Source organism: uncultured Aquincola sp. (genome assembly GCF_964001545.1).
In the GTDB taxonomy this organism is placed as follows: Bacteria; Pseudomonadota; Gammaproteobacteria; order Burkholderiales; family Burkholderiaceae_C; genus Aquincola.
In genome coordinates this window covers 1-24604 of the sequence record NZ_CAXFDV010000003.1, presented here as the reverse complement: position 1 = coordinate 24604, position 24604 = coordinate 1, and the positions used below count along the sequence as shown (strand labels likewise).

Annotated in this window: 19 protein-coding genes and 1 pseudogene; 17 read left to right on the top strand and 3 right to left on the bottom strand. The window is 68.0% G+C overall.

The annotated features are described in order from the left end of the window. Window positions 1-423 (top strand): annotated as a pseudogene (locus ABNT58_RS00130) (AAA family ATPase); the annotation flags it as partial. A gap of 41 nt (window positions 424-464) precedes the next feature. Further along, window positions 465-1376 carry a 5'-nucleotidase gene (locus tag ABNT58_RS00125; RefSeq protein ID WP_348751490.1) on the top strand — a complete coding sequence of 304 codons (912 nt, stop codon included), beginning with the start codon at window positions 465-467 and terminating at the stop codon, window positions 1374-1376. On the opposite strand, the gene ABNT58_RS00120 is transcribed toward ABNT58_RS00125, so the two are convergent. Continuing rightward, window positions 1373-3271, bottom strand: a complete 1899-nt coding sequence (locus ABNT58_RS00120) for a hypothetical protein (protein WP_348751489.1) — start codon at window positions 3269-3271, stop codon at window positions 1373-1375. The genes ABNT58_RS00125 and ABNT58_RS00120 overlap by 4 nt on opposite strands. A 23-nt stretch (window positions 3272-3294) precedes the next feature. Continuing rightward, on the bottom strand, window positions 3295-5439 hold the full coding sequence (locus tag ABNT58_RS00115; RefSeq protein WP_348751488.1) for a M14 family zinc carboxypeptidase: 2145 nt from the start codon (window positions 5437-5439) through the stop codon (window positions 3295-3297). A gap of 500 nt (window positions 5440-5939) precedes the next feature. On the opposite strand from ABNT58_RS00115, the gene ABNT58_RS00110 reads away from it, so the two are divergent. The 6 genes from ABNT58_RS00110 (at window position 5940) to ABNT58_RS00085 (ending at window position 14071) form a co-directional block, all read left to right on the top strand. Beyond that, window positions 5940-6842, top strand: coding sequence for a transporter substrate-binding domain-containing protein (locus ABNT58_RS00110; RefSeq protein ID WP_348751487.1), 903 nt, complete (start codon window positions 5940-5942; stop codon window positions 6840-6842). A gap of 44 nt (window positions 6843-6886) precedes the next feature. Next, window positions 6887-7777 carry an amino acid ABC transporter substrate-binding protein gene (locus tag ABNT58_RS00105; RefSeq protein WP_348751486.1) on the top strand — a complete coding sequence of 297 codons (891 nt, stop codon included), beginning with the start codon at window positions 6887-6889 and terminating at the stop codon, window positions 7775-7777. Beyond that, the gene (locus ABNT58_RS00100) at window positions 7774-9699 is read left to right on the top strand and encodes an ATP-binding protein (protein WP_348751485.1); all 1926 of its coding nucleotides are present in this window, start codon (window positions 7774-7776) and stop codon (window positions 9697-9699) included. The genes ABNT58_RS00105 and ABNT58_RS00100 overlap by 4 nt, the downstream gene beginning before the upstream one ends. Continuing rightward, window positions 9699-11042 carry a sigma-54 dependent transcriptional regulator gene (locus ABNT58_RS00095; RefSeq protein WP_348751484.1) on the top strand — a complete coding sequence of 448 codons (1344 nt, stop codon included), beginning with the start codon at window positions 9699-9701 and terminating at the stop codon, window positions 11040-11042. The genes ABNT58_RS00100 and ABNT58_RS00095 overlap by 1 nt, the downstream gene beginning before the upstream one ends. 183 nt (window positions 11043-11225) lie before the next feature. After that, on the top strand, window positions 11226-13304 hold the full coding sequence (locus ABNT58_RS00090) for a S8 family serine peptidase (RefSeq protein ID WP_348751483.1): 2079 nt from the start codon (window positions 11226-11228) through the stop codon (window positions 13302-13304). A 62-nt stretch (window positions 13305-13366) separates the two neighbouring features. Further along, on the top strand, window positions 13367-14071 hold the full coding sequence (locus tag ABNT58_RS00085; RefSeq protein ID WP_348751482.1) for a 2OG-Fe(II) oxygenase: 705 nt from the start codon (window positions 13367-13369) through the stop codon (window positions 14069-14071). Window positions 14072-14074: 3 nt separating this feature from the next. On the opposite strand, the gene ABNT58_RS00080 is transcribed toward ABNT58_RS00085, so the two are convergent. Further along, entirely contained in the window at window positions 14075-14803 is a 729-nt protein-coding gene (locus ABNT58_RS00080; RefSeq protein WP_348751481.1) for a Crp/Fnr family transcriptional regulator, read from the bottom strand. A 124-nt stretch (window positions 14804-14927) separates the two neighbouring features. Between ABNT58_RS00080 and ABNT58_RS00075 the strand changes: the two genes are divergently transcribed. The 9 genes from ABNT58_RS00075 to ABNT58_RS00035 all read left to right on the top strand — a co-directional run. Then, window positions 14928-16874, top strand: coding sequence for an AMP-binding protein (locus ABNT58_RS00075; RefSeq protein ID WP_348751480.1), 1947 nt, complete (start codon window positions 14928-14930; stop codon window positions 16872-16874). After that, window positions 16874-17767, top strand: a complete 894-nt coding sequence (locus ABNT58_RS00070; protein WP_348751479.1) for an ABC transporter ATP-binding protein — start codon at window positions 16874-16876, stop codon at window positions 17765-17767. The genes ABNT58_RS00075 and ABNT58_RS00070 overlap by 1 nt, the downstream gene beginning before the upstream one ends. 23 nt (window positions 17768-17790) lie before the next feature. After that, window positions 17791-18720: a branched-chain amino acid ABC transporter permease gene (locus tag ABNT58_RS00065; protein ID WP_348751478.1), complete on the top strand. Its 930-nt coding sequence runs from the start codon at window positions 17791-17793 to the stop codon at window positions 18718-18720. A 120-nt stretch (window positions 18721-18840) separates the two neighbouring features. Continuing rightward, a complete protein-coding gene (locus ABNT58_RS00060; protein WP_348751477.1) occupies window positions 18841-19905 on the top strand; it encodes a branched-chain amino acid ABC transporter permease in 1065 nt (354 codons plus the stop codon). 112 nt (window positions 19906-20017) lie between these two features. Further along, window positions 20018-21349 (top strand): ABC transporter substrate-binding protein, encoded by a 1332-nt coding sequence (locus ABNT58_RS00055; RefSeq protein WP_348751476.1) that lies wholly within the window; start codon window positions 20018-20020, stop codon window positions 21347-21349. A 5-nt stretch (window positions 21350-21354) separates the two neighbouring features. Further along, a complete protein-coding gene (locus ABNT58_RS00050) occupies window positions 21355-22197 on the top strand; it encodes an ABC transporter ATP-binding protein (RefSeq protein ID WP_348751475.1) in 843 nt (280 codons plus the stop codon). Between the two features lie 22 nt (window positions 22198-22219). Then, window positions 22220-22513, top strand: coding sequence for a hypothetical protein (locus tag ABNT58_RS00045; protein WP_348751474.1), 294 nt, complete (start codon window positions 22220-22222; stop codon window positions 22511-22513). After that, window positions 22510-23790 (top strand): AMP-binding protein, encoded by a 1281-nt coding sequence (locus ABNT58_RS00040; protein ID WP_348751473.1) that lies wholly within the window; start codon window positions 22510-22512, stop codon window positions 23788-23790. The genes ABNT58_RS00045 and ABNT58_RS00040 overlap by 4 nt, the downstream gene beginning before the upstream one ends. A 168-nt stretch (window positions 23791-23958) precedes the next feature. After that, window positions 23959-24604 (top strand): tripartite tricarboxylate transporter substrate-binding protein (locus tag ABNT58_RS00035; RefSeq protein WP_348751491.1); only part of this gene is annotated, 646 nt, incomplete at its 3' end.

Here is a 24604-nt window from a genome sequence, read left to right as displayed (position 1 = left end):
GCGCTGTATGCGCTGCTGGAACACGACACTGCGCACAGCTTCACCGACGAATTCGCCGAGGTGCCGATCGACGCCAGCCAGGTGATCTGGGTGGCCACCGCGAACGACGAGCGGGCGATCCCCGAGCCCATCCTCAACCGCATGAACGTGTACGAGGTGCAGTCGCCCGACCGCGACGCCGCCCGCACCATCGCCTTGCGGCTGTACGGCAGCATCCGCGGCGCGCACGACTGGGGCCGGCGCTTCGAGCCGGAGCCGATCGAGGCGGTGCTGGAGCGCATGGCCGAGATGGCCCCGCGCGAGATGCGCCGCGCCTGGATGGCCGCCTTCGGCAACGCCCGGCTGGACCACCGCGACCGCATCGAGCTGCGCGACCTGCCCGGCGCCAACCCGCGGCGCGCGCCGATCGGGTTTCATCACTGAGGCGTAGCCGCGGCAAGCGTGGGGCTCCGTATCATGGCCCCATGCCCGCCTCGCTCGACGGCCGCCTGGTGGTGGCCCTTTCCTCCCGCGCCCTCTTCGACTTCGAAGAAGAGAACCGCGTGTTCGAGGCGCACGACGACCGCGCCTACATGCAGCTGCAGCTGCAGCGGCTGGAGCAGCCGGCGCGGCCCGGCGTGGCGTTTTCGCTGGCGCACAAGCTGCTGGCCTTCAACGGCGACGACCCGGCGCGGCTGCTGACCGAGGTGGTCATCCTCTCGCGCAACGACCCGGTCTCGGGCATGCGCGTGTTCCGCTCGGCGCAGCACTACGGCCTGCCCATCGAGCGCGGCGTGTTCACCCGCGGCGAAAGCCCGTGGCGCTACCTGCGGCCGCTCAACGCCCACCTCTTTCTATCCACCAACGAGGCCGACGTGCGCTCGGCGCTGGAAGCCGGCGTGCCCGCGGCGCGGGTGTTTCCGCATTCGCGCCGCGCCTCGGACGCGCACCCGAACGAGGTTCGCATCGCCTTCGACGGCGATGCGGTGCTGTTCTCCGACGAAGCCGAGCGCGTGTTCCGCGACGGCGGGCTCGATGCCTTCCAGCTGCATGAACGCGAGCATGCGGTCACGCCGCTGGCGGCCGGCCCCTTCAAACCTCTGCTGATGGCGCTGCACCGGCTCCAGCAGCAGGGCGAAGCCACCGGCATGCGCATCCGCACCGCGCTGGTCACGGCGCGCAGCGCACCGGCCCATGAGCGCGCCATCCGCACGCTGATGGACTGGCACATCGACGTCGACGCCGCGATGTTCCTGGGCGGCCTGCCCAAGGGCGAGTTCCTGCGCGAGTTCGAGCCCGACTTCTTCTTCGACGATCAGACCGGCCACATCGAAAACGCCGCCAGCCACGTGCCTGCGGGGCATGTGGCGGCGGGCGTCAGCAACCTGCTTGTCTAGACAGGCGGCAGCGCGCAGCGCGCGGTGGCGTCGGTGGGCCGGGTGATGGGCGTGTAGCTCACCACGCTGCCCGGCACGCCCACGTTCAGCCGGCGCTGGGCATAACCCGCGCTGGCCGCCGTGCCGGTGCCCACGACGAACTGCTTGAGCTTGCCGTCCGCCGGGTCGACCGACGTGAAGTCGCGCACCGCACCGTTGCCATCGGCCAGGTTGCAGGCCGTGGTGGCGCTGCTGCCGGTGGGCGCCTGCAGGAAGCTCAGCACGTCGTTGGGGCCGCGCACGTACAGGTACTGCGTGCGGTTGCTGCCCGACACGCTCACCGTGCGGCTGAAGTAACGGCCCGACCACAGCCGCGAGCGGGTGGCCTCCGACAGGCCCATCACCGCCTTGGCACCGGCCGGCGTGCCCAGCTTGACCAGCCGCAGACCGGTCATCGAGAAGCTGCCGTCCGGCTGCACCGTGCCCACGCCCGGGTTGCTCGGGATGGCCAGGTTGCCGTTGAAGGCCACCGTGGTCTCGCCGAAGTTCACCACCGAGCTGCCCGCTGCCTCACGCGCATAAGCGCCCTTGCGCATGCCGGCCGACTTGGCCGTCTCGAAGAAGCTGGCGGTGCCGGTCTGCGGGTCGTTCTGGTAGTAGAAGGTGCTGTGCACGTAGGTGCCGTCACCGAACATCACCAGCACTTCGGGCTCGCTGTTGCCATCGGGCCGCACCCAGGCGCCCACCAGGGCGTCGGTGGCGCTGGCCACCCGCGTCAGGTTCAGGCCGTTGGGGCCGGTCATGGTGTCGCCCGCCACCGTCACGCCGGTGAGGGCACCGGCCTGCGGGCCGGCCACTTCCTGCGCCTCGATCACCGTGGTGGTCAGGGTGCTGGCGGCGTAGGTGTAGCGGCCGTAGCGGTAGCCGAAACCGTTGTCGAACACCGTGTTGGTGGCCGGGGCGCTGGTCTCGATCACCCGGTGCACGTAGGTGCCGTCGCCGGCAAACACGTACAGCTCCTTCACGGTCTCGCCGGTGGGCAAGGCGCGGCTGCCGGTCCAGGCGCCTTCGATCGGCGCGGCCGCCGTCTTGGCCGCCGCGGCGGCAATGCCTTGCAGCGTGGCGGCGGTGGGCACCATGCTGTCCTTGACCGCGTTGAACAGCGTGTCGCGGTCGGCCGCGGCCAGCGGCGCCGAGACCTGCGCCGCCAGCTGCTGCAGCGAGCCGGTGGCCACGGTGCCCAGGGCACCCATGGCCGCCTTGCCCGTCAGGCCCGAGGTGGCCGCCGTTTCCGCGAAGCCGCGGGCCAGCAGCTGCGCCAGGCCATACATCTTGGCCCGCTTGCCGGCCAGCGTGGCCGCCTCGTTGGCCACCGGCAGGAAGCTGTCGTACACCGTGAGCCCGCCCACGTCGCCGGCGATGCCGACCATGCGGTCCAGCAGGTCGCGCTCGGCCTGCGCCAGGTTCTCGGCACGGCCGCCATCCATCTCCGATTGCAGCAGCGTGGTGTAGGGCGTGATCACCGCGCCCTTGCCGGCCGGCGCCGCCAGGGTGTAGCCCTTGGCGATGGCGCCGTAGTCGGCATCGGTGGTGGTGCCGGCCGTGGCCACGGCCAGCACCGGGTGCAGCGGCAGCTTGGCTTCTTCGGCCGTGAGCGTGAACTTGCCATCGGCACCGGTGGTGGTGCTGGGCTCGTCGGCATCGCAGGCGCGGTTGTCGTTGATGTCCAGGCACACCTTGGCATTGGCCAGCGCACCGTCCAGCACCACGCCGCTGAGTTGGGCGGTGGGCGCGGGCGGCGGCGGCGCGGGCGTGTCGTCGTCACCATCGCCACCGCAGGCGGCCAGCGTCACCACGGAAGCCGCCACCGAGGCGCGGCACAGCGCATTGAGCAAGCGCTTTTTCGTCAGGTTCATGAGGATCCTCGTGTTCTGCTTGTTCAGTGGGTACGGCGGCGACGCAGGCCGGCCAGTGCGGCCAGGCCGGCGGCCATGGCGGCCAGGTCGAACCAGCCGAGCGCACCACCACCGCTGTCACCGTCGTCGGCGTCGGCCGGCGCGGCGGTCACGTCCAGGAAGGCGGCCGACACGGCGCCAGGCTTGCCATCGGCATTGGTGCCCTGCACGTAGACCATGTGGCGGCCGGGAGCCAGGCCTGCGGTGTTGATCTCGCCCACCGCGGTCTTGGTGGCGTCAGGGAAGTCGGACTTGGCCTGCGCCGAGGTGGACAGCGTCAGGTCCACGCCGACGGCACCCGCCTCCCAGGGCAGCTTGTCCACATAGGCCTTGGCGCCGGTGATGTTGTAGACCACGGGGTACGGCGGCGGCTTGATGGTGGACTGGCCCGCGTTGCTGTAGCGGTAGCGGTTGTCGTCCACGGTGGCGGTCACCGTCACCTTGTTGCCGGCCTGCACCGAGCTGGCGCCCATCATCACGTTGACGGTGTCGGGGCCGAAGGGCAGCTTGTACACGCGGTGCAGCACCCGGCTCAGGTAATGGAAGCCGTTGAAGTTCTCGGGGTAGGTCTCGCGCTCGAAGACGCCGCAGTCTTCATAGAACGAGCGACCCATTTCCACCGTATAGGCCGGTGCGCCCAGGTAGCCGTAGGCGGCGTCCTTGGTGGTGCCTTCGGTGTTGTAGCTCAGCAGCTGCTGCGACGAATAGTTGTTGTGGTACGCCAGGCGCTGGGCGATCACTGCCATGCCCTTGTTGTTGGGCGTGTGGGTGTTGAAGTCGTTTTCCGCCCGCTCCACGCCCCAGGGCCACAGCACCGCACGGGCATTGCTGTGCAGGTCGATGAACACGCCGCCGCCGTATTCCTCGCTGGCGCCGGTCTTCCAGTCCAGCTCACCCGTGCCGTTGTTGTCGCGGTTCTCGGGGTTGCAGTAGGTGCTGCTCTTGGGCCGGCCGTCGGGCAGCGCGCCGCCTTCCCACTTGCAGGCGGCCTGGTTCCAGTTGCCGCGGATGTAGTTGAGCACCGCCTTGGTTTCGGGCTCCGAACCGGCGGACGTGCCGCGGTAGGTTTCGCCGCAACTGTTGCCGTCGGAGCCACCGGTACCGCCGGTGGCCCAGCCGAAAGGATAGTTGCGGTTGAGGTCGACGCCCGAGTTCAGCGTGTTGGGCACGCCCTGGTTGTTCACCGTCGTGCAGGCCGCGCTGTCGTAGTTGGTGTTCTTGCGCTGGCGGGCCGAGATGTCCTGCTCGGCCACCTTGCGGCCGTCGGGGTTGTGGATGATGAAGTGGTAGCGGTTGGTGTCCACCATCATCCGGGCGTTGGCATCGGTCTCGTAGTTCTCGAGCAGCCACTCGATGAACTTCATGCCCACTTCCTGCGGCGCGTATTCACGCGCATGGATGCCGCCGGTCCACACCATGTTGGGCGGCGGCTCGCTCTGCGCGTCCTGCTTCTCGAAGTTGCCCACCACGATGGCCTTGACCGGGTTGGGGTCCACCGGGAACAGGCTCAGGTTGAAGCGGGCCACCACCGAGGCGGGCAGGTACTTGATGAGGATGTTGGCGAACGAGGACAGCGAGTTGTCGGGCACCGCGTTGCCCACCGCAGGAATGGCCTGCTTCTCGCCCATCCAGCTCTTGCCCAGGGTCTTGATCTTCACCAGCTTCGGGTACTTGGCCGCCAGCTGGTCGTAGGTGGTGTAGATCTGCTCGACCGTGCGGTAGCACGAGTGCACGCCGTTGGCGATGCTGCTGGGCTGGGCCACGCCCAGCGCGCGGGCGATGCTGCCCGACTTGACGTCCTGCGCCCGCGACTGGATGAAGTGCTGGATGCGCGCCGTCTCGGCTTCGTTGATCGCCGGCTGCATGCCGGCGGCCTTCAGCGCCTCCATCTCCTCCGGTGCCACCTCGGCATGGATCAGCATCTTCTTCTGGTCGATGTACGGGTGGTCGAGCAGCTTGGTGGCGAAGGCGAGTTGGCCCTCGTTGGCATACGGCACCACGATCGACAGCACGTTGGCGCCATCGCTGGCGTGGTCGTGCGCATCCGCCGTGTACGCCGGCATCGCCACGCTGGCAAAGGCCAGCGCCAGCGCCGCCGACAGCTTCGAGGGGCAGGTTGGCTTGAACATCAGACTCCATCTCCAAGGCTATGGAACAACCCCGACAAAGGGGTGCCGGCCGGGTGGCCGATGGCTCATGCATTGCGCAAAACGTGCCAAGCGCTTCACGTACGTTCACATGCGTTCACTGCTGCGTTGCAACATGCGACCGCTGAACTTGTCTAGACAAGTGACGGGCTGCTTCGCCGTTTCCGCTGGGAAAGCCGATGCCAACCTGCCAGCCTGGCCGCCCGTTCGCGCGGCCAGGCAAAGCGCTTCGGAACCCACTGGACGGCGCGGCCGCAGGGTCCGCTGCACAGCGCCTAACGCCGGCGATGGCGCCGGTTTTCCGTCGCCTGCGGCGAGCCCCTTGACGGATTTCCGAACCGGCCCGGCCCACGCAGTCCGGCAGGGCCTGCCTGCCCGCCCGCAGCCCTGGTGCAAACCCTGCTGTGGACCCTACGGATGGCCTTGGCACGCCTTGTGCACACAATGCCGCCCGTCTGTACGAGTAGTCCCGCGGTTCGTCGATGTCTGGAACCCTTGCCCGTTGTCTGTTGTTGCTGTCGTCGTCGCTGGCCCTGCTGGCCACCGCGCACGCCGCGCATGCGCAGACCGACACGCTGGTCAAGATCTCCGAGACCGCCACCATCAACCTGGGCCACCGCGAGTCGTCGGTGCCCTTCTCGTATTACGACGGCAAGCGCCAGGTGGTGGGCTACTCGCACGAGCTGATGCTGCGCCTGCTGGACGCCGTCAAGACCGAGCTGAAGCTGCCCGCGCTCAACATCAAGCTGGTGCCGGTGACGCCGCAGAACCGGATTCCGCTGGTGCAGAACGGCACCGTGGACATCGAGTGCGGCTCCACCACCCACAACGAAGAACGTGCGCGGCAGGTGGCGTTCTCCAATTCCATCTTCGTCATCGGCACACGGCTGATGACGCACCGGCGCACACAGATCCGCGACTTTCCGGACCTGGCCGGTCACAGCGTGGTGGTGACCGCGGCCACCACCTCCGAGCGCTTGCTGCGCACCTTCAACGAACGCCTGGGCGGCACCATCAACATCGTGATGGCCAAAGACCATGGCGAGAGCTTCCAGATGCTGGAGGCCGGCCGTGCCGAAGCGTTCATGATGGACGACGCACTGCTGTACGGCGAGCGCGCCAAGGCCCAGAACCCCGACGACTGGATCGTCGTGGGCAACCCCATGAGCTACGAGGCCTACGGCTGCATGATGCGGCGCGGCGATGTCTCGCTCAAGCGCATCGTCGACCGCGAACTCACCCGCCTGATGCAAAGCGGCGAGGCGCTGAAGATCTACACCAAGTGGTTCCAGCGCCCCATTCCGCCCCGCGGCCTGAATCTGAACTGGCCGCCCTCCGAAGCGCTGCTGGAGCTGTACCGCCACCCGACGGACCGCCCGCTGTGAGCCATCCCTTCCCCACCCTTTCCCCCCTGTCGAAAGAGACGACCATGACGAAGACTTTGTTTGCGATTGCCGCGCTGCTGGCCCTGGGCGGCGCGCACGCCGATACGCTGAAGAAGATCAAGGACACCGGCACGGTGACCGTCGGCACCCGCGAGTCTTCGGGCGCGCTGGCCTACACCCTGGGCGACGGCAAGTACACCGGCTTCCACTACGACATCTGCCAGAACGTGCTGGCCGACATCCAGAAGCAGCTGGGCATGGCCAAGCTGGACATCAAGTACCAGCCGGTGACCTCGCAGAACCGCATTCCGCTGGTGCAGAACGGCACGGTGGACATCGAGTGCGGCTCCACCACCAACAACGCCACCCGCCAGAAGGACGTGGCCTTCGCCGTCACCACCTACGTGGAAGAAGTGCGCATCGCGGTCAAGGCCAACTCGGGCATCAACAAGATCGAGGACCTCAAGGGCAAGACTGTGGCCACCACCACCGGCACCACCTCGGTCCAGACGCTGCGCAAGCACCGCCGCGCCAACGGCGTGGAGTTCAAGGAGGTGATGGGCAAGGACCACTCCGACTCGTTCCTGCTGCTGGAATCGGGCCGTGCCGATGCCTTCGTGATGGACGGCCAGATCCTGGCGGGCAACATCAGCAAGTCCAAGGCCCCCGGCGACTACAAGATCGTGGGTGAAGTGCTGTCGGTCGAACCCATCGCCATCATGATCCGCAAGGACGACCCCGCCTTCAAGAAGGCGGTGGACGACAGCATCAAGGCCCAGATCGCGCGTGGCGACGTGGCCAAGCTGTACGACAAGTGGTTCATGCAGCCGATCCCCCCGACCAACACCAAGGTGGGTCTGCCGCTGTCGGAGGCCACCAAGGCGGCCTGGGCCAACCCGAATGACAAGCCGATGGAAGAGTACGCAGAGAAGTGATCCGTCCTGAGGTGCCCGGCAGGCGTGTCCTGCCGGTATGGCGCCGTTTGTTGTGGAGCGTGGTGGCGGTGTCCATCATCGTGGGCAGTGCCTGGTTGGGCTTCAGCGTGAGCGAGCACCAGGGCATTGCCTCGCTGCGGGCGGAATCCAACCACCGCCTGGACCTCTTCGCCTCCGCGGTGGAGGGCATGGTCAAGCGGCTGGAGCATGTGCCCGCCACCATCCAGCTCAGCCATGACGTGCTGAACCTGCTGCGCGACCCCGGCAACCCGCGCCGGGTGCAGGCGGCCGACAGCTACCTGCGGCGCCTCAATGCGCACGTGGGCAGCATGTCGGCCTTCGTGCTGAACGACCGCGGCGTGGTGGTGGCTTCGAGCAATGCCGACCGCAGCGACGACAGCCGCGTGGGCGAAGACGTGTCCTTCCGCCCCTACTTCCTGGAAGCCCTGTCCGGCCGTGTGGGCCGCCACTTCGCCATCGGCGTGCGGGGCGAGCCGGGCTACTTCGTCTCGCACCCCATCCGCGATGGCGCCCGCGTCATCGGCGTGGCGGCCATCAAGATCAGCCTGGAGCCGATCGACCAGACCTGGCAGATGGTGGGCGCGCCCGCGTTGCTGGCCGATGCCAACCAGGTGGTAATCCATTCGTCCCAGCCCGGCTGGCGCTACACCGCGCTGGTCGACCTGCCGGTCGAGCGGCGCGTCGACCTGCTGCTGACCCGCATGTACAACAGCATGCGCATCCGGCCGTTTCCCCTCTCGCCCATGCTGTGGATCGGCGAAGACGGCCAGCTGATGGACGGCCCCGGCCCCGGCGGCCAGCAGCAGATGCTGCGCCGGGCCACCGGCACCGGCATGCTGGTGATGAGCCGGCCGCTGGACGGCATGGACTGGCGGGTGATGATGTTCCTCGACCTGCGCGAGGTGCGCACCGCGGCCGCGCTCAACGGCATGATGGCCTCGGTGCTGGCGGCCTTTCTGCTGCTGCTCGCGCTCTTCATCGCGCAGCGGCGGCGCATCCAACGCCAGCGGCTGGAGTCGCGGGCCCTGCTGGAACGCGCCAATGCCGACCTGGAGCAGAAGGTGGCCAACCGCACGCTGGACCTGACCGCCGCCAACGACCGGCTGCGCAAGGAGGTGGCCGACCGCGAGCAGGCCGAGCAGACGCTGCGGGCCACGCAGAGCGAGCTGGTGCATGCGGCCAAGATGGCGGTGCTGGGCCAGTTGGCCACCGGCATCACGCATGAACTCACGCAGCCGCTGGGCGCGATACGCACGCTGTCGGGCAACGCCATCGAGTTTCTCAAGCGCGGCGACATGAAGACGCTGTCGGGCAACCTGGGCATCATCGCCCGGCTGGCCGACCAGATGGGCAGCATCATCCATCCGCTCAAGGGCTTTGCCCGCAAGTCCGAGCCGGTGCCCGCGCGCACCGACGTGGCGGTGGCGCTGGGCAATGCGCTGTTCCTCTTCGGCCTGCGGCTGCGCAAGGAGCAGGTGGAGGTGGTGAACCTGTGCGAGCCCGGTGCGGTGGTGGCCTGGTGCGACGCCAACCGGCTGGAGCAGGTGCTGATCAACCTCATCGGCAACGCGATCGACGCGATGGCCGAGTCGCCGGTCAAGACGCTGACCCTGGCCGCCGACTACGAAGCCGCCGAACCCGGCGATGCGGTGGAGCGCTGGGCGCGGATTGACGTGATCGACAGCGGCGCCGGCCTGGACGACACCACCCAGGCCCATCTGTTCGAACCCTTTTTCACCACCAAGACCCAGGGCGCCGGCCTGGGCCTGGGGCTTGCCATCTCGCGGGACATCGCGCGGGAGTTCGGCGGCGACATCGTGGCCCATGGCCATGCCAACGGCGGCGCGTGCTTCAGCCTGCGGCTACCCGCCGCGGCCAGCGTGCAGGAGACAGTGACGTGATGAACAACGAGCTTTCGGTGCTGATCGTCGAGGACGATCCCCATGTGCAGCTGGGCTGCGTGCAGGCCATGCAGCTGGCCGACCTGCCGGTGGAAGCGGTGGACAACGCCGAGGACGCCTTGCAACGCGTGCAGGACGGTTTTGCCGGCGTCATCGTCACCGACATGCGCCTGCCCGGCAGCGACGGCCTGCAGCTGGTGCGCCACTGCCGCGAGGTGGACGAAGGCCTGCCGGTGATCATGATCACCGGCCATGGCGACGTGAGCCTGGCGGTGGAAGCCATGCGCAGCGGCGCCTACGACTTCATTCCCAAGCCCTTCTCGCCCGAGACGCTGACCGAGGTGGTGCGCCGGGCGATGGAAAAGCGCGCGCTGACGATGGAGGTGGCCACGCTGCGCCGCATGCTGGACACCCGCAGCGGGCTGGAAGGCCGGCTGATGGGCCGCTCGCCGCAGATCGAGCGCGTGCGCCAATTGATCCGCGAAGTGGCCGACAGCCCGGTGGACGTGCTGATCCACGGCGAAACCGGCACCGGCAAGGAAGTGGTGGCGCAATCGCTGCACGAGATGTCGGTGCGGCGGCACGGCCCCTTCGTGGCGCTGAACTGCGGCGGCATGCCCGACAACCTGCTGGACAGCGAGCTGTTCGGCCACGAGGCCGGCGCCTTCACCGGCGCGCAGAAGCGCCGCGTGGGCAAGATCGAGTACGCCAACGGCGGCACGCTGTTCCTGGACGAGGTGGAAAGCATGCCGATGGGCATGCAGATCAAGCTGCTGCGGGTGCTGCAGGACCGCCGCATCGAACGCCTGGGCTCCAACCAGAGCGTGCCGGTGGACGTACGCGTGGTGGCCGCCACCAAGGACGACCTGCTGCAGCGGGCCAGCGAAAACGCCTTCCGCGCCGACCTGTACTACCGGCTGAACGTGGTGCAGATCGAGCTGCCGCCGCTGCGCGAGCGGCGCGAGGACATTCCGCTGCTGACCGAGCACTTCATGCTGCTGGCCGCCAGCCGCTACGGCCGCACGCAACCCGCGGTGACGGTCGAGCAGATGCAGCGGCTGATGGCCCACAGCTGGCCCGGCAACGTGCGCGAACTGCGCAACGTGGCCGAATGCCTGGTGCTGGGCATCCGCAAGGACGTGCTGGGTGCCGGCCCCGCGGCCACCGGCGAACATGCCGACGCCAGTGCGTCACTGGTGGAAATGGTGGAGGGCTTCGAGCGCAGCCTGATCGCGGCCGAACTGGCGCGCAACGGCGGCAACATCGCCCACAGCGCCAAGGCCTTGCGCATCGCCAAGACCACGCTCAACGACAAGATCCGCAAGTACGGGCTGCACGGCTGAGATGCTGCGCCGCAGCAGGCGGATTTCCGACCTCGCAGGCACTCGATGGGTCGGTGGGCCGTCTCTCACAACCGACGCCGGCGAGCGGAATCAAGCACTTAGAAAAAGTTCCGTCGCTTGTTCACACTGGCACAAGCAATGCAAAGGAACGTTTCTCAAAACAGAACGTTCCAGGAGCAGACCTTGTCCCACCCCCGTCACCTGAAGAAAACCCGCCTGGCCGTGATGGTGCTGGCCGCCGTGGCCGCTCAGCAGGCCGCCGCCATCACCACCTACGCCGGCGACCCGGGCATGCTGGGCGACCCCGCCAGCTGGCGCACCGCCGAGTTCAACCGCGACTGGGGCCTGCTGGCCATCGGCGCCGAATTCGCTTATGCCCGCGGCTTCAGCGGCGCCGGCATCAAGGTGGGCGAGGTGGACTCGGGCTACCTGGACACGCACCGTGAGCTGTCGTCCTCGCGCTATACCGGCGTGCTGGTCAACGGCATCGCAGGCGCCTACAACCCGGCCTACAACGACGGCCACGGCACCCACGTGGCCGGCACCATCGGCGCCAGCCGCGACGGCGCCAACGTGACCAACAACATGCATGGCGTGGCCTTCAACGCCAGCGTGTTCGTGGGCAACACCGGCAAGACCGACGGCGTGCTGTACGGCATTCCGCAGGCCACTCAGACCGCCGCCCAGACCATCGACCAGAAGCACGTGGCCGACGTGTACCGCGCCGTCAATGCGCAGGGCGTGCGCATCATCAGCACCAGCTTCGGCAGCCAGCCCAACAGCGAGCAGTACGAAACCCTGATGCCCAGCACCGCCATCGCGGGCAACGGCCAGAACCTGAGCGGCCGCGCCGGCCTGCTCGGCGCCTGGGGCTACCTGGCCAACGAGGACACCTGGTTCCAGGGCACGCTGGACGCCGCCAGGACCGGCACCGTCATCGTGTTCAGCGCTGGCAACGGCGGCTACAAGAACCCCAGCCCGCGTGCGTCGGCGGCTTACTTCGACCCCACGCTGGAGGCCAACTGGCTGGGCGTCGCGGCCATACGCCAGACCGTCAACCTCAACGGACAGGCGGTCGGCCAGACCCTCAATGCCGACGGTTCGGTCAACGTGCCGGGCGTGCAGCTGTACAACCAGTGCGGCGTGGCCAAGTGGTCCTGCGTCACCGCCCCGGGTCAGGCGATCTACAGCTCGGTGGTGAGCGGCGCCTACGGCAGCTCGTCCGGCACCTCGATGGCGGCGCCGCATGCCTCGGGCGCGCTGGCCGTGGTGATGGAACGCTTCGGCTACATGAGCAACGAGCAGGCTCTGACCGTGCTCAAGACCACGGCGGTGCAGAACGCCACCATCAGCAACGCCAACGGCGCGGCCATCGTGAACCCCAATGCCGGCAAGATGGTGGAGGTGCCCGACGAGCGCAACGGCTGGGGCACCATCAGCCTGAAGAACGCGATGAACGGCCCCGGCCAGTTCACCGGCCGCTTCGCCGTCAACACCCAGGGGCAGAACGACACCTGGTCGAACAACATCTCCGACGTGGCCATCAAGGCCCGCAAGATCGAGGACGACGCCGAGGCCGCCAGCTGGAACGCCACCAAGGCCACCAAGGGCTGGACCAACGGCCTGCCGGCCGGCGCCAGCGCCGATGACCGCAACGAATACACCGTGGGCATGGCACGTGAAACGGCGCGCAGCACCCGCGAGTACGAAGGCAGCCTGGCCAAGTTCGGCGAAGGCACGCTGGTGCTGTCCGGCGACAACTCGTTCTCGGGCGGCGTTGAGCTGCATGGCGGCCGGTTGGTGGGCGCTTCGGCCACGGCCTTCGGCAGCGGCCACGTGAACGTGTTCGGCGGCACGCTGGGCGTGCGCAGCGCCGACACGCTGCTGGTGGGCGGCAACCTGACGCTGGGCACCGCCGGCACGCTGGACCTTGAATTGGGCAGCGGCTTCACGCTGGGCAGCGGCCCGCTGCTGCAGGTGGGCCGGCGTGCCACGCTGGTCGGTGACCTGTCGCTGTCGTTCGACAGCGGTTTCAGCTTCGCGGCCGGCACCTACACGCTGCTGAATGCCGCCACGCTGGAAGGCTCGTTCGGCCAGGTCAGCTATACCGGCCTGCTGGCCGGCTACACCGCCAACGTGCTGTACACCGCGGGCGGCGTGCAGCTCAACATCGCGGCCGTTCCGGAGCCTGAAACCTACGCGCTGCTGCTCGGCGGCCTGGCGGTCGTCGGCTTCGTCGCGCGCCGCCGCCGCCAGGGCTGATCCCCGCGGCCTTGGCAGGAAGCGCCCGTTCCTCCCGGGCGCTTCCTTTTTTTGCTTCACGCATGAGCACTCCTTCGCCCGACTTCATCGAGACCTTCGACAGCGTGCTGCCTGCCGCCGCCTGCCAGGCCATCGTGCAGCGCTTCGAGCGCAGCGGCCATGCCCGTCGCGGCGAAGCCGGCAGCGGCCTGGACCTCACGCTCAAGAACAGCTGGGACATTGCGCTGGACGCGCATGCGGCCTGGGCGGAGACGCGGCAGCAGCTCAACCTGGCGGTGTTCAGCGCCCTGCTGCACTACTTGCGGCGCTACCCGCACACCGTGCTGGGCCCGCTGCGCCTGCAGCTGCCCGATGCCGCGGGCCAGCCGCGCACGCTCGACGCCGACAGCCTGCGCGCACTGCCCGACGAGGTGTTGACGCAGGTGGCCACGGCCGCCTTCCGGCCCGGCGCCATCAACCTGCAGAAGTACATCGCCGACGAAGGCGGCTACCCCTACTGGCACAGCGAGCAGTACCCCAAGCCGGACCAGGGCGAAGCGCTGCACCGCGTGCTGCTGTGGACGCTGTACCTGAACGACGGCTTCGATGGCGGCGAGACCGAGTTTCTGTACCAGGGCCGCCGCATCCAGCCACGCACCGGCAGCTTGCTCATCGCGCCGGCCGGCTTCACCCACACGCACCGCGGCAACCGGCCGCTGGGCGGGCACAAGTACATCGCCACCAGCTGGGTGCTGTTCCGGCGGGCCGAAGCGATCTACGGCCGCTGAGGCTCAGCGCCGGTAGCGCCGCAGCGCCTCCAGGTCCAGCACCTGCACGCCGCCGTACTCCACGCGGATGAGCTGCGCCGCCTGCAGTGCGCGCAGCGCCTCGTTCACGCGCTGGCGCGACAGGCCCACCAAGTAGGCCAGCTCCTGCTGCGTGATGCGCAGCAGCGTGCCCACGCCGGGAAACAACACCGGGTGGAACAGCCCGGCCAGGCTGCGGGCCACGCGGCTGTCGGGGTCGGTCAGGCGGTCGGTTTCTCGTGCCGCGATGAACTGGCTCACCCGCTCGTTGAGCTGGTTCATCAGGTAGCGGTTGAACGGGATGCTGCGCGCCAGCAGCCATTCGAAGGTGTCGATCGGCAGGCCGGCCACCACGCTGCGGCGCAGGGTCTCGATGTTGTAGCGGTAGCTCTCGCGCTTGAGCAGCGTGCCCTCACCGAACCAGGCGCCCGGCGGCAGCCCCGAGTAGGTGATGGCCGCTTCCACCGATGCGTCGTTGGTCATCTTCAGCAGCCCGTCGACCACGCCGAACCAGTAGTTGGCGCGGCGGCCGATCTTGCACACCAGGTCGCCGGGGTCGGCATCGGCCACCTCCAGGTCGGCCACCACGCGGGCGCGGTCTTCGTCGCCCAGCACCTGCAGCCAGGGCACCATGGCCAGTTCGGCCGCGGTGGCCGCGCGCGCCCGCGCACGCAGCGCGGAGCCGGGTCGGTGAGAGGGGGCGGTATCGGGCATGGCAAGTCGCGCAGGCCGCGATGCGGGAAAGCCCCGGGGCGGACTGACCCTAGGATTGTCGTCAGAACGACAAGCGGGCGTCAATTTCTTTCCTACAGTGGTGTTCAACACAAGGAGACCTGCCTTGGAAAACACCTTTCCGCGGTTGATGCTCGAACACGCACGCCAACGGCCCCAGGCCCCGGCGCTGCGCGAGAAGGAATACGGCATCTGGCAGACGCTCACCTGGCAGCAGCTGGCTGACCTGGTGCGTGCGCTGGCCGCCGGCCTGCATGCCGCAGGCCTGCGCCGCGGGCAGCACCTGGTGGTGATCGGCGAGAACCGCCCGCGCCTGTACGCCAGCATGCTGGCCGCCCAGTCGCTGGGCGCGGTGCCGGTGCCGCTGTACCAGGACGCGGTGGCCGCCGAATTCGTCTACCCGCTCAACAACGCGGAAGTGGCCTTCGCGGTGGTGGAAGACCAGGAGCAGCTGGACAAGCTGATCGAGATCCGCCCGCAGTGCCCGCAGCTGGCCCGCGTGTGGTTCGACGATCCGCGCGGCCTGCGCAGCTACACCGAGCCCGGCATGGCCAGCCTGGATGCGCTGCTGGAAGAAGGCCGTGCGTTGAACCAGCGCAACCCCGGTTTCTTCGACGCTGAGGTGGCCCAGCTGCAACCCGGCGACGTGGCCGCGATGTTCTTCACCTCGGGCACCACCGGCAACCCGAAAGGCGTGGTGCACACCCATGCCTCGCTGCTGGACCGCGCCCGCGCCGGCCAGCGCTTCGACCAGCTGACCGAGCGCGAGGAGGTGCTGGCCTACCTGCCGCCGGCCTGGATCGGCCAGAACATCTTCAGCTACGCGCAATGGCTGGCCTGCGGCTACGTGGTCAACTGCCCCGAGTCCAGCGCCACGGTGACGATCGACCTCAAGGAGATCGGCCCCACCTACTACTTCGCGCCGCCCCGCATCTTCGAAGGCCTGCTCACCAGCGTGATGATCCGCATGGAGGATGCAGGTCGCCTCAAGCGCTGGCTGTTCCACCGCTGCCTGACGCTGGCCAAGCGCGTGGGCCCGGCCCTGATGGACGGCCGCCCGGTGGGCGCGCTCGACCGGCTGAAGTACCGCCTGGGCGACCTGCTGATCTACGGCCCGCTGCGCAACACGCTGGGCCTGTCGCGGGTGCGGGTGGCCTACACCGCGGGCGAGGCCATCGGCCCCGACCTCTTCAGCTTCTACCGCTCGATCGGCATCAACCTCAAGCAGCTGTACGGCAGCACCGAGACCGCGGTGTTCGTGTGCCTGCAGCCCGACCACGAGGTCAAGGCCGACACGGTGGGCGTGCCCATCGACGGTGTGCAGATCCAGGTGGCCGACAGCGGCGAGATCCTGGTGCGCTCGCCCGGCCTGCTCAAGGGCTACTACAAGAATGAGGCCGCCACCGCCGAGGTGCTGACACCCGACGGCTGGTATCGCACCGGCGATGCGGGCTTCCTGGATGCCGGTGGGCACCTGAAGATCATCGACCGCGCGAAAGACGTCGGCCGCATGGCCGGCGGCCCGCACGACGGCGCGATGTTCGCGCCCAAGTACGTGGAGAACAAACTCAAGTTCTTCCCGCACATCAAGGAGGCGGTGGCCTTCGGCGATGGCCGCGACAAGGTGTGCGCCTTCGTCAACATCGACTTCGAGGCGGTGGGCAACTGGGCCGAGCGGCGCAACCTGCCCTACGCCGGCTACACCGACCTGGCCGCCAAGCCCGAGGTGACGGAGCTGGTGCGCGAGTGCGTGGAACAGGTCAATGCCGACCTGGCCGCCGACGAGCGCCTGGCCGGCTCGCAGATCAGCCGCTTCCTGGTGCTGCACAAGGAGCTGGACGCCGACGACGGCGAACTCACGCGCACCCGCAAGGTCCGCCGCGGCTTCATCGCCGACCGTTATGCGGTGCTGCTGGACGCGCTGTATGGCGGCCGCACCGAGCAGTTCATCGAAACCGCGGTGAAGTACGAAGACGGCCGCACCGGCGTCGTCTCGGCCACGTTGAAGATCATCGACGCGAAGACCTTCGCGCCGGTCGGAAAGGCAGCCTGATGAGTTATGCGGCCCAAGCCCTCAACCCGCCCGCGCCCGGCGCGCTCTTCGCGCAGCAGCCGCCGGCGGCCGGCGACACCGCCCCGGCGGCGCAGCAGCCCACCGACACCGGCCGCCGCCGCATCGGCGACGTGATCCTGGACGTGCGCAACATCAGCCTGCGCTTTGGCGGCGTGAAGGCGCTCACCGACATCAGCTTCAACGTGCGCGAGCATGAGGTGCGGGCCATCATCGGCCCCAACGGCGCCGGCAAGAGCTCGATGCTCAACTGCATCAATGGCGTGTACCAGCCGCAGGAAGGCGCCATCACCTTCCGGGGCAAGACCTTCAAGCACATGAACCCGCGGCAGGTGGCCACGATGGGCGTGGCCCGCACCTTCCAGAACCTGGCGCTGTTCAAGGGCATGAGCGTGCTGGACAACATCATGACCGGCCGCAACCTGCGCATGAAGAGCAACCTGCTGCTGCAGGCGCTGCGCTGGGGCCCGGCCGAGCGCGAGGAGATCGCCCACCGCGAGAAGGTGGAACGCATCATCGACTTCCTCGAGATCCAGGCCTGGCGCAAGACGCCGGTGGGCCGCCTGCCCTACGGCCTGCAAAAGCGCGTGGACCTGGGCCGCGCGCTGGCGATGGAGCCGCAGGTGCTGCTGCTCGACGAGCCGATGGCCGGCATGAACGTCGAGGAGAAACAGGACATGTGCCGCTTCATCCTCGACGTGAACGACGAGTTCGGCACCACCATCGTGCTGATCGAGCACGACATGGGCGTGGTGATGGACATCTCCGACCGCGTGGTGGTGCTGGACTACGGCAAGAAGATCGGCGACGGCACGCCCGACGAGGTGCGCACGAACGAAGACGTCGTACGCGCCTACTTGGGCACCTCCCATTGACTGCCCACCGCCAGGAGTAGCGCATGGGGTTCTTTCTAGAGACTTTGTTCGGCGGCCTGATGGCCGGCATGCTGTACGCGCTGGTGGCGCTGGGCTTCGTGCTCATCTTCAAGGCCAGCGGCGTCTTCAACTTCGCGCAGGGCGCGATGGTGCTGTTCGCGGCCTTGGCGATGGCGCGCTTCTCGGAGTGGCTGCCGCAGTGGCTGGGCTTTGAGAGCCGCTTCCTGGCCAATGTGCTGGCCATCGTGGTGGCGGTGGTGGTGATGATCGGCGTGGCCTGGCTGATCGAGCGGCTGGCGCTGCGACAGCTGGTGGGCCAGGAGCCCATCGCGCTGCTGATGGCCACGCTGGGCATCACCTACTTCATCGACGGGGCGGGCCAGCTCATCTTCGGCAGCGCCACCTACAAGATCGACGTAGGCATGCCCAAGGACCCGATGATCCTGTTCGAGGATGTGTTCCAGGGTGGCCTGCTGATCAGCAAGGAAGACCTGTATGCGGCACTGGTCTCGGCGCTGCTGGTGGCCAGCCTGTCGCTGTTCTTCCAGAAGACGGCCACAGGCCGTGCGCTGCGCGCGGTGGCCGACGACCACCAGGCGGCGCAGTCCATCGGCATCCCGCTGTCGCGCATCTGGGTCATCGTCTGGTCCATCGGCGGCATCGTGGCGCTGGTGGCCGGCATCATCTGGGGCAGCAAGCTGGGCGTGCAGTTCAGCATCTCGCTGGTGGCGCTCAAGGCCCTGCCGGTGGTCATCCTGGGCGGCCTCACCTCGGTGCCGGGCGCCATCGTCGGCGGCCTGATCATCGGCTCGGGCGAAAAGCTCTCGGAGATCTATCTCGGGCCTTTCCTGGGCGGCGGCATCGAGAACTGGTTCGCCTATGTCTTGGCATTGGGCTTCCTGTTGCTGCGGCCCCAGGGCCTCTTCGGCGACAAGATCATCGACCGGGTGTGATGGTGCCCCCAAGCTCGCTCTCGCTCGCTACCCCCCAAGGGGGCCGCCCGCTGGCAGCCCGGCAAAGCCGGATCTGCGGCGGTGGCTGGGTCAATACATTCATCGTTCACGGAGCCGTCGATGCTTTATCGTGAAAACGGTCAGTTCAAGCAGAGCTACCACGCCGACCTGCAGATCTTCCCGGTGCTGCAGGACCGGGTGGCCATCCAGCTGCTGCTGGTGCTGGCCTTCGTCGCGGTGCCCTTCATGGCCAGCGACTATGTGTTCCGCGCCATCCTCATCCCGTTCCTCATCCTGTCGCTGGCAGCAATGGGGCTGAACATCCTGGTGGGCTACTGCGGGCAGATCTCGCTGGGCACCGGGGCCTTCATGGCCATCGGCGCCTATGCCGCCTACAACCTGCAGGTGCGCTTCGACGGCATGCCGCTGCTGGTGGCGCTGATCGGCGGCGGCCTGTGCGCCACGGTGTTCGGCGTGCTGTTCGGCATCCCCAGCCTGCGCATCCGGGGCCTGTACCTGGCGGTGGCCACGCTGGCGGCGCAGTTCTTCACCGACTGGTTCACCAACCGCGTGCCCTGGGTCACCAACAACTCGTCCTCGGGTTCGGTGAGCGTGCGCGAGCTGTCGCTGTTCGGCATGGCAGTGGAAACGCCGGCGCAGAAGTACCTGCTGTGCCTGGGTATCGTGGTGGTGTTCGGCCTGCTCAGCAAGAACCTGGTGCGCGGCGCCATCGGCCGCCAGTGGATGGCCATCCGCGACATGGACGTGGCGGCCGCCGTCATCGGCATCCGGCCGGTGTACGCCAAGCTGTCGGCGTTTGCGGTGAGCAGCTTCATCGTCGGCGTGGCCGGCGCGCTGTGGGGCTTCGTGCACCTGGGCTCCTGGGAGCCGGCGGCCTTCAGCATCGACCGCTCGTTCCAGTTGCTGTTCATGGTGATCATCGGCGGGTTGGGCTCGATCTCGGGCGCCTTCTTCGGCGCGGCCTTCATGGTGCTGCTGCCGCTGCTGCTGAACTACGTGCCGCACTGGCTGGGCCTGCCGCTGTCCACGGCCACCGCTTCGCACCTGGAGCACATGATCTTCGGCGCGCTGATCGTCTTCTTCCTGATCGTGGAGCCGCACGGCCTGGCGCGCCTGTGGCTCACCGCCCGCGAAAAGCTGCGCCTGTGGCCCTTCCCGCACTGACGCCCTTCACCCCAGCAACACAGCCCCACGGAGACAAGACAACATGAAGTTCGGATCTTTTGAGATGACCGCCCCCAAGGCCGGGCTCCGCCCGACCGCCCCCCCGCGGGGGATGAGGAAGCTTGGGGCGGCCCGGCGCTTCCTCCGCACCGCCGCAGCCGTCGCTGCCGCGCTGTCCTTCGGTGCCGCGCCCACTGCCGTGCAGGCGCAAGGCGCGGAGCAGTTCGTGCCGCTGCTGGTCTACCGCACCGGCCAGTTCGCCCCGCTGGGCATTCCCTGGGCCGATGGCAAGCAGGACTACCTCAAGCTCATCAACGCGCGCGACGGCGGTGTCAACGGCGTCAAGCTGGTGTTCGAAGAATGCGAAACCGCCTACGACGCCGCCAAGGGCGTGGAGTGTTATGAGCGGCTGAAGGGCAAGGGCACCGGCGCCTCGGGCTTCGACCCGCAGTCCACCGGCATCACCTTCGCGGTGACGGACAAGGCCTTCAACGACAAGATCGCCATCCAGACCATGGGCTACGGCCTGTCGCAGTCGGTCGACGGCACGGTGTTCGAATGGAACTTCCCGCTGCTGGGCACCTACTGGACCGCGGCCGACGTGATGATCCAGGACATCCTGAAGAAGGAAAAGGGCAGCCTCAAGGGCAAGAAGATCGCCCTCGTCTACCACGACTCGCCCTACGGCAAGGAGCCGATCCCGCTGCTGCAGAAGCGCGCCGCCAAGGATGGCTTCGAGCTGGTGATGTTCCCCGTCACCCCGCCCGGCGTCGAGCAGAAGTCGGTGTGGCTGCAGATCCGCCAGCAGCGCCCCGACTATGTGCTGTTCTGGTCCGCCGGCGTGATGACCCCGGCCGGCATCCGCGAGGCGCAGGCCAGCGGCTTTCCGCGCGAGAAGATGTACGCCATCTGGTGGGCCGGCTCCGACCACGACGTCAAGGACATCGGGGCCGGCGCCAAGGGCTACAACGCCATCACCATCCACAACAGCGCGGCCCGCGACAAGGTGCATGACGACCTGAAGAAGTTCGTCTACGACAAGGGCCAGGGCACCGCCAGCGACGCCAGCGAAGTGGGCGTGATGGCCCACACCCGCGGCATGATGATTTCGATGCTGCAGGTCGAAGCCATCCGCACCGCGCAGGAGAAGTACGGCAAGGGCAAGACGCTGACGCCCGAGCAGGTCAAGTGGGGCTTCGAGAACCTCGACCTGTCGGCCGAGCGGCTGAAGACGCTGGGCTTCGGCGAGGTGATGCGGCCGGTCAAGACCTCGTGCAGCAACCACATGGGCACCGACTGGGCGCGCATCGTCCAGTGGGACGGCGGCAAGTGGAACATCACCTCCGACTGGTACCAGGCCGATCCATCGCTGATCGACCCGCTGGTCAAGGAGATGGCGGCCAAGTACGCCAAGGACAAGAACATCAAGCCCCGCAGCTGCTGATCGCCATGCAAGCCGCCGCCACGCCCTCCCCGAGCGCCACCGCGCGCCGCGACTTCCTCGACGTCAACGGCATCGAGGTGATCTACAACCATGTGATCCTGGTGCTCAAGGGCGTGTCGCTGCGGGTGGAGGAAGGCTCCATCGTGGCGCTGCTGGGCGCCAACGGTGCCGGCAAGACCACCACGCTGCGCGCGGTGTCCAACCTGCTGCATGCCGAGCGCGGCGCCGTGACCAAGGGCTCGATCGCGCTGCGCGGTGAGCGCATCGAGAACCTCACGCCCGCCAGCCTGGTCGAGCGTGGCGTCATCCAGGTGATGGAAGGCCGCCACTGCTTTGCGCACCTGACGATCGAAGAGAACCTGATGACCGGGGCCTACACCCGCACCGACGGCCGCGCCGCGGTGGCCGAGACGCTGGAGAAGGTCTACACCTACTTCCCGCGGCTCAAGACCCGGCGCACCAGCCAGTCGGCCTACACCTCGGGTGGCGAGCAGCAGATGTGTGCCATCGGCCGTGCGCTGATGGCCAACCCGCGCATGGTGCTGCTGGACGAGCCCTCGATGGGCCTGGCGCCGCAGATCGTGGAAGAGGTGTTCGAGATCGTGAAGGACCTCAACACCAAGGAAGGCGTGACCTTCCTGCTGGCCGAGCAGAACACCAACATGGCGCTGCGCTATGCCGACTTCGGCTACATCCTGGAAAGCGGCCGCGTGGTGATGGACGGCCCGGCCGCCGCGCTGCGCGAGAACGAAGACGTCAAGGAGTTCTACCTCGGCACCGGCGGCGAGGGGCGCAAGAGCTTCCGCGACGTCAAGAGCTACAAGCGCCGCAAGCGCTGGCTGGCCTGAACCGGCCTGGAGGGCTTCGGCCATGTCCGACGACAACTTCTTCGCCCTGCCCGCTTTCAAGCCGGCGGAAGCGCTGGTGCAGCTCAAGCGCCAGTTGCGTGACCTCAAGCTCACCGAGCGGGGGCAACGTTATGAGCTTGAAGGCCAGGCGGTGGTCGAGCTGTCCGCCGACGACACCGCCATCGAGGCGCGTGTGGTCAAGCGGCCGGCCCGCACGCCCGAATGGACCGTGCACCGGCTGGCCGCCAGCACCGAGGTGCGCCGCTTCCTCGACACCCTGAAAACCCAACTGGCGCGCTGGCGCTCCGACGAATGAAGGCCGAGTACTTCGACGCGCTTGAGATCCGCGACCCCGCCGCGCGGGAGGCTGCACTGATGGCCGCCTTGCCCGCGCAGGTGGCGCATGCGCAGGCGCACAGCCCGGCCCAGGCACAACGGCTGGCGGGCGTCGATCCGCGCGCCATCACCAGCCGTGCCGCGCTGGCCACGCTGCCGGTGTTGCGCAAGCATGAGCTGTTGGCGCTGCAGCAGGCGCATCGGGTGGCCCACCCTGATGGTGATCCTTTCGCCGGCTTTGCCACCGCCGGCTGGAACGGCCTGCGCCTGTCGCGCCCGGCCAAGCGGGTGTTCCAGTCGCCCGGCCCGATCTATGAGCCGCAGGGCCAGGGCAGCGACAGCTGGCGACTGGCGCGTGCGCTGCATGCAGCAGGCTTTCGCCGCGGCGACCTGGTGCACAACAGCTTCAGCTACCACCTCACCCCCGCAGGCGCCATGATGGAAGAAGGCGCGCTGGCGCTCGGCTGCGCGGTGTTCCCGGGCGGCGTGGGCAACACCGAGCTGCAGCTGCAAGCCATGGCCGAGCTGCGCCCGCATGGCTACTGCGGCACGCCGAGCTTTCTGAAGATTGCGCTGGAAAAGGCCGCCGAGCAGCAGGTGGCCTTGTCGTCGCTGCGCAAGGGGCTGGTCAGTGGTGAAGCCTTTCCGCCTTCTTTGCGTGACTGGCTGCGTGAGCGCGGCATGCAGGCCTACCAGTGCTACGCCACGGCCGACCTGGGCCTGATCGCCTACGAAACCGAAGCGCGTGACGGCCTGGTGATCGACGAGCAGGTGATCGTCGAGATCGTGCGCCCCGGCACCGGCGACCCGGTGCCTGAGGGCGAAGTGGGCGAAGTGGTGGTCACCACCTTCGACGAGGACTATCCGCTGATCCGCTTCGGCACCGGCGACCTCAGTGCCGTGATGCCGGGCCATTGCCCCACCGGCCGCACCCAGACACGCATCCGCGGCTGGCTGGGCCGCGCCGACCAGACCACCAAGGTGCGTGGCATGTTCGTGCACCCGAGCCAGGTGGCCGAAGTGATCAAGCGCCACCCCGGCGTACGCCGCGCGCGTCTGATCGTGGAAGGCGAGATGGCCAACGACCGCATGACCTTGCATGCGGAGGTGGTGCAGCCGGGGGACGACCCGCTGGCTGATCAGTTGGCGGCCAGCGTGCGCGACGTGACCAAACTGCGTGCAGAGGTGTGCCTGGTGGCCACGGGCAGCCTGCCCAACGACGGCGTGGTCATCGAGGACAAGCGCAGTTACCGCTAGCGTCCGTCGCAGTATTTCGCGCCGCATGGCCCACCCCGGGCCACCCCCTACGTAGTCACCGATGCCTAAGCCAGCGGCACTTGTCTAGCATTCGCCCACCGTGCGATTGCACCTTGCAGCTAGGAGCCTGTAGCCATGAAGAAGAACCTTTTGATCGGCGGCGCGCTGATGGCCGTGAGTGCCGCAGTGTTCGCCCAATACCCCACCAAGCCGGTGACCATCGTCGTGCCGTTCACCGCTGGCGGCCCCACCGACAAGGTGGCGCGTGACCTGGCCGAAGCGCTGCGCAAACCGCTGGGCGGCACCATCATCATCGAAAACGTCGGCGGCGCCGGCGGCACGCTGGGCGCGGCCAAGGTGGCCAAGGCAGCGCCGGATGGCTACACGCTGCTGCTGCACCACATCGGCATGGCCACGGCGCCGGCCCTGTACCGCAGCCTGCCGTACAAGACGCTCGACGACTTCGAATACCTGGGCCTGATCAACGAAGTGCCGATGACCCTCATCGGCCGCCCCTCGCTGCCGGCCAACAACTACGCCGAGCTGGTGAAGTGGCTGGAGCAGAACAAGGGCAAGGTCAACCTGGCCAACGCCGGCCTGGGCGCCGCCTCTCACCTGTGCGGCCTGCTGTTCCAGTCGACCCTGAAGATCGACATGACCACCGTGCCCTACAAGGGCACCGCACCCGCGATGAACGACGTGCTGGGCGGCCAGGTCGACATCATGTGCGACCAGACCACCAACACCTCCGGCCAGATCGAGGCAGGCAAGGTCAAGGCGTTCGCGGTCACCACGCCGCATCGCCTCAAGAATG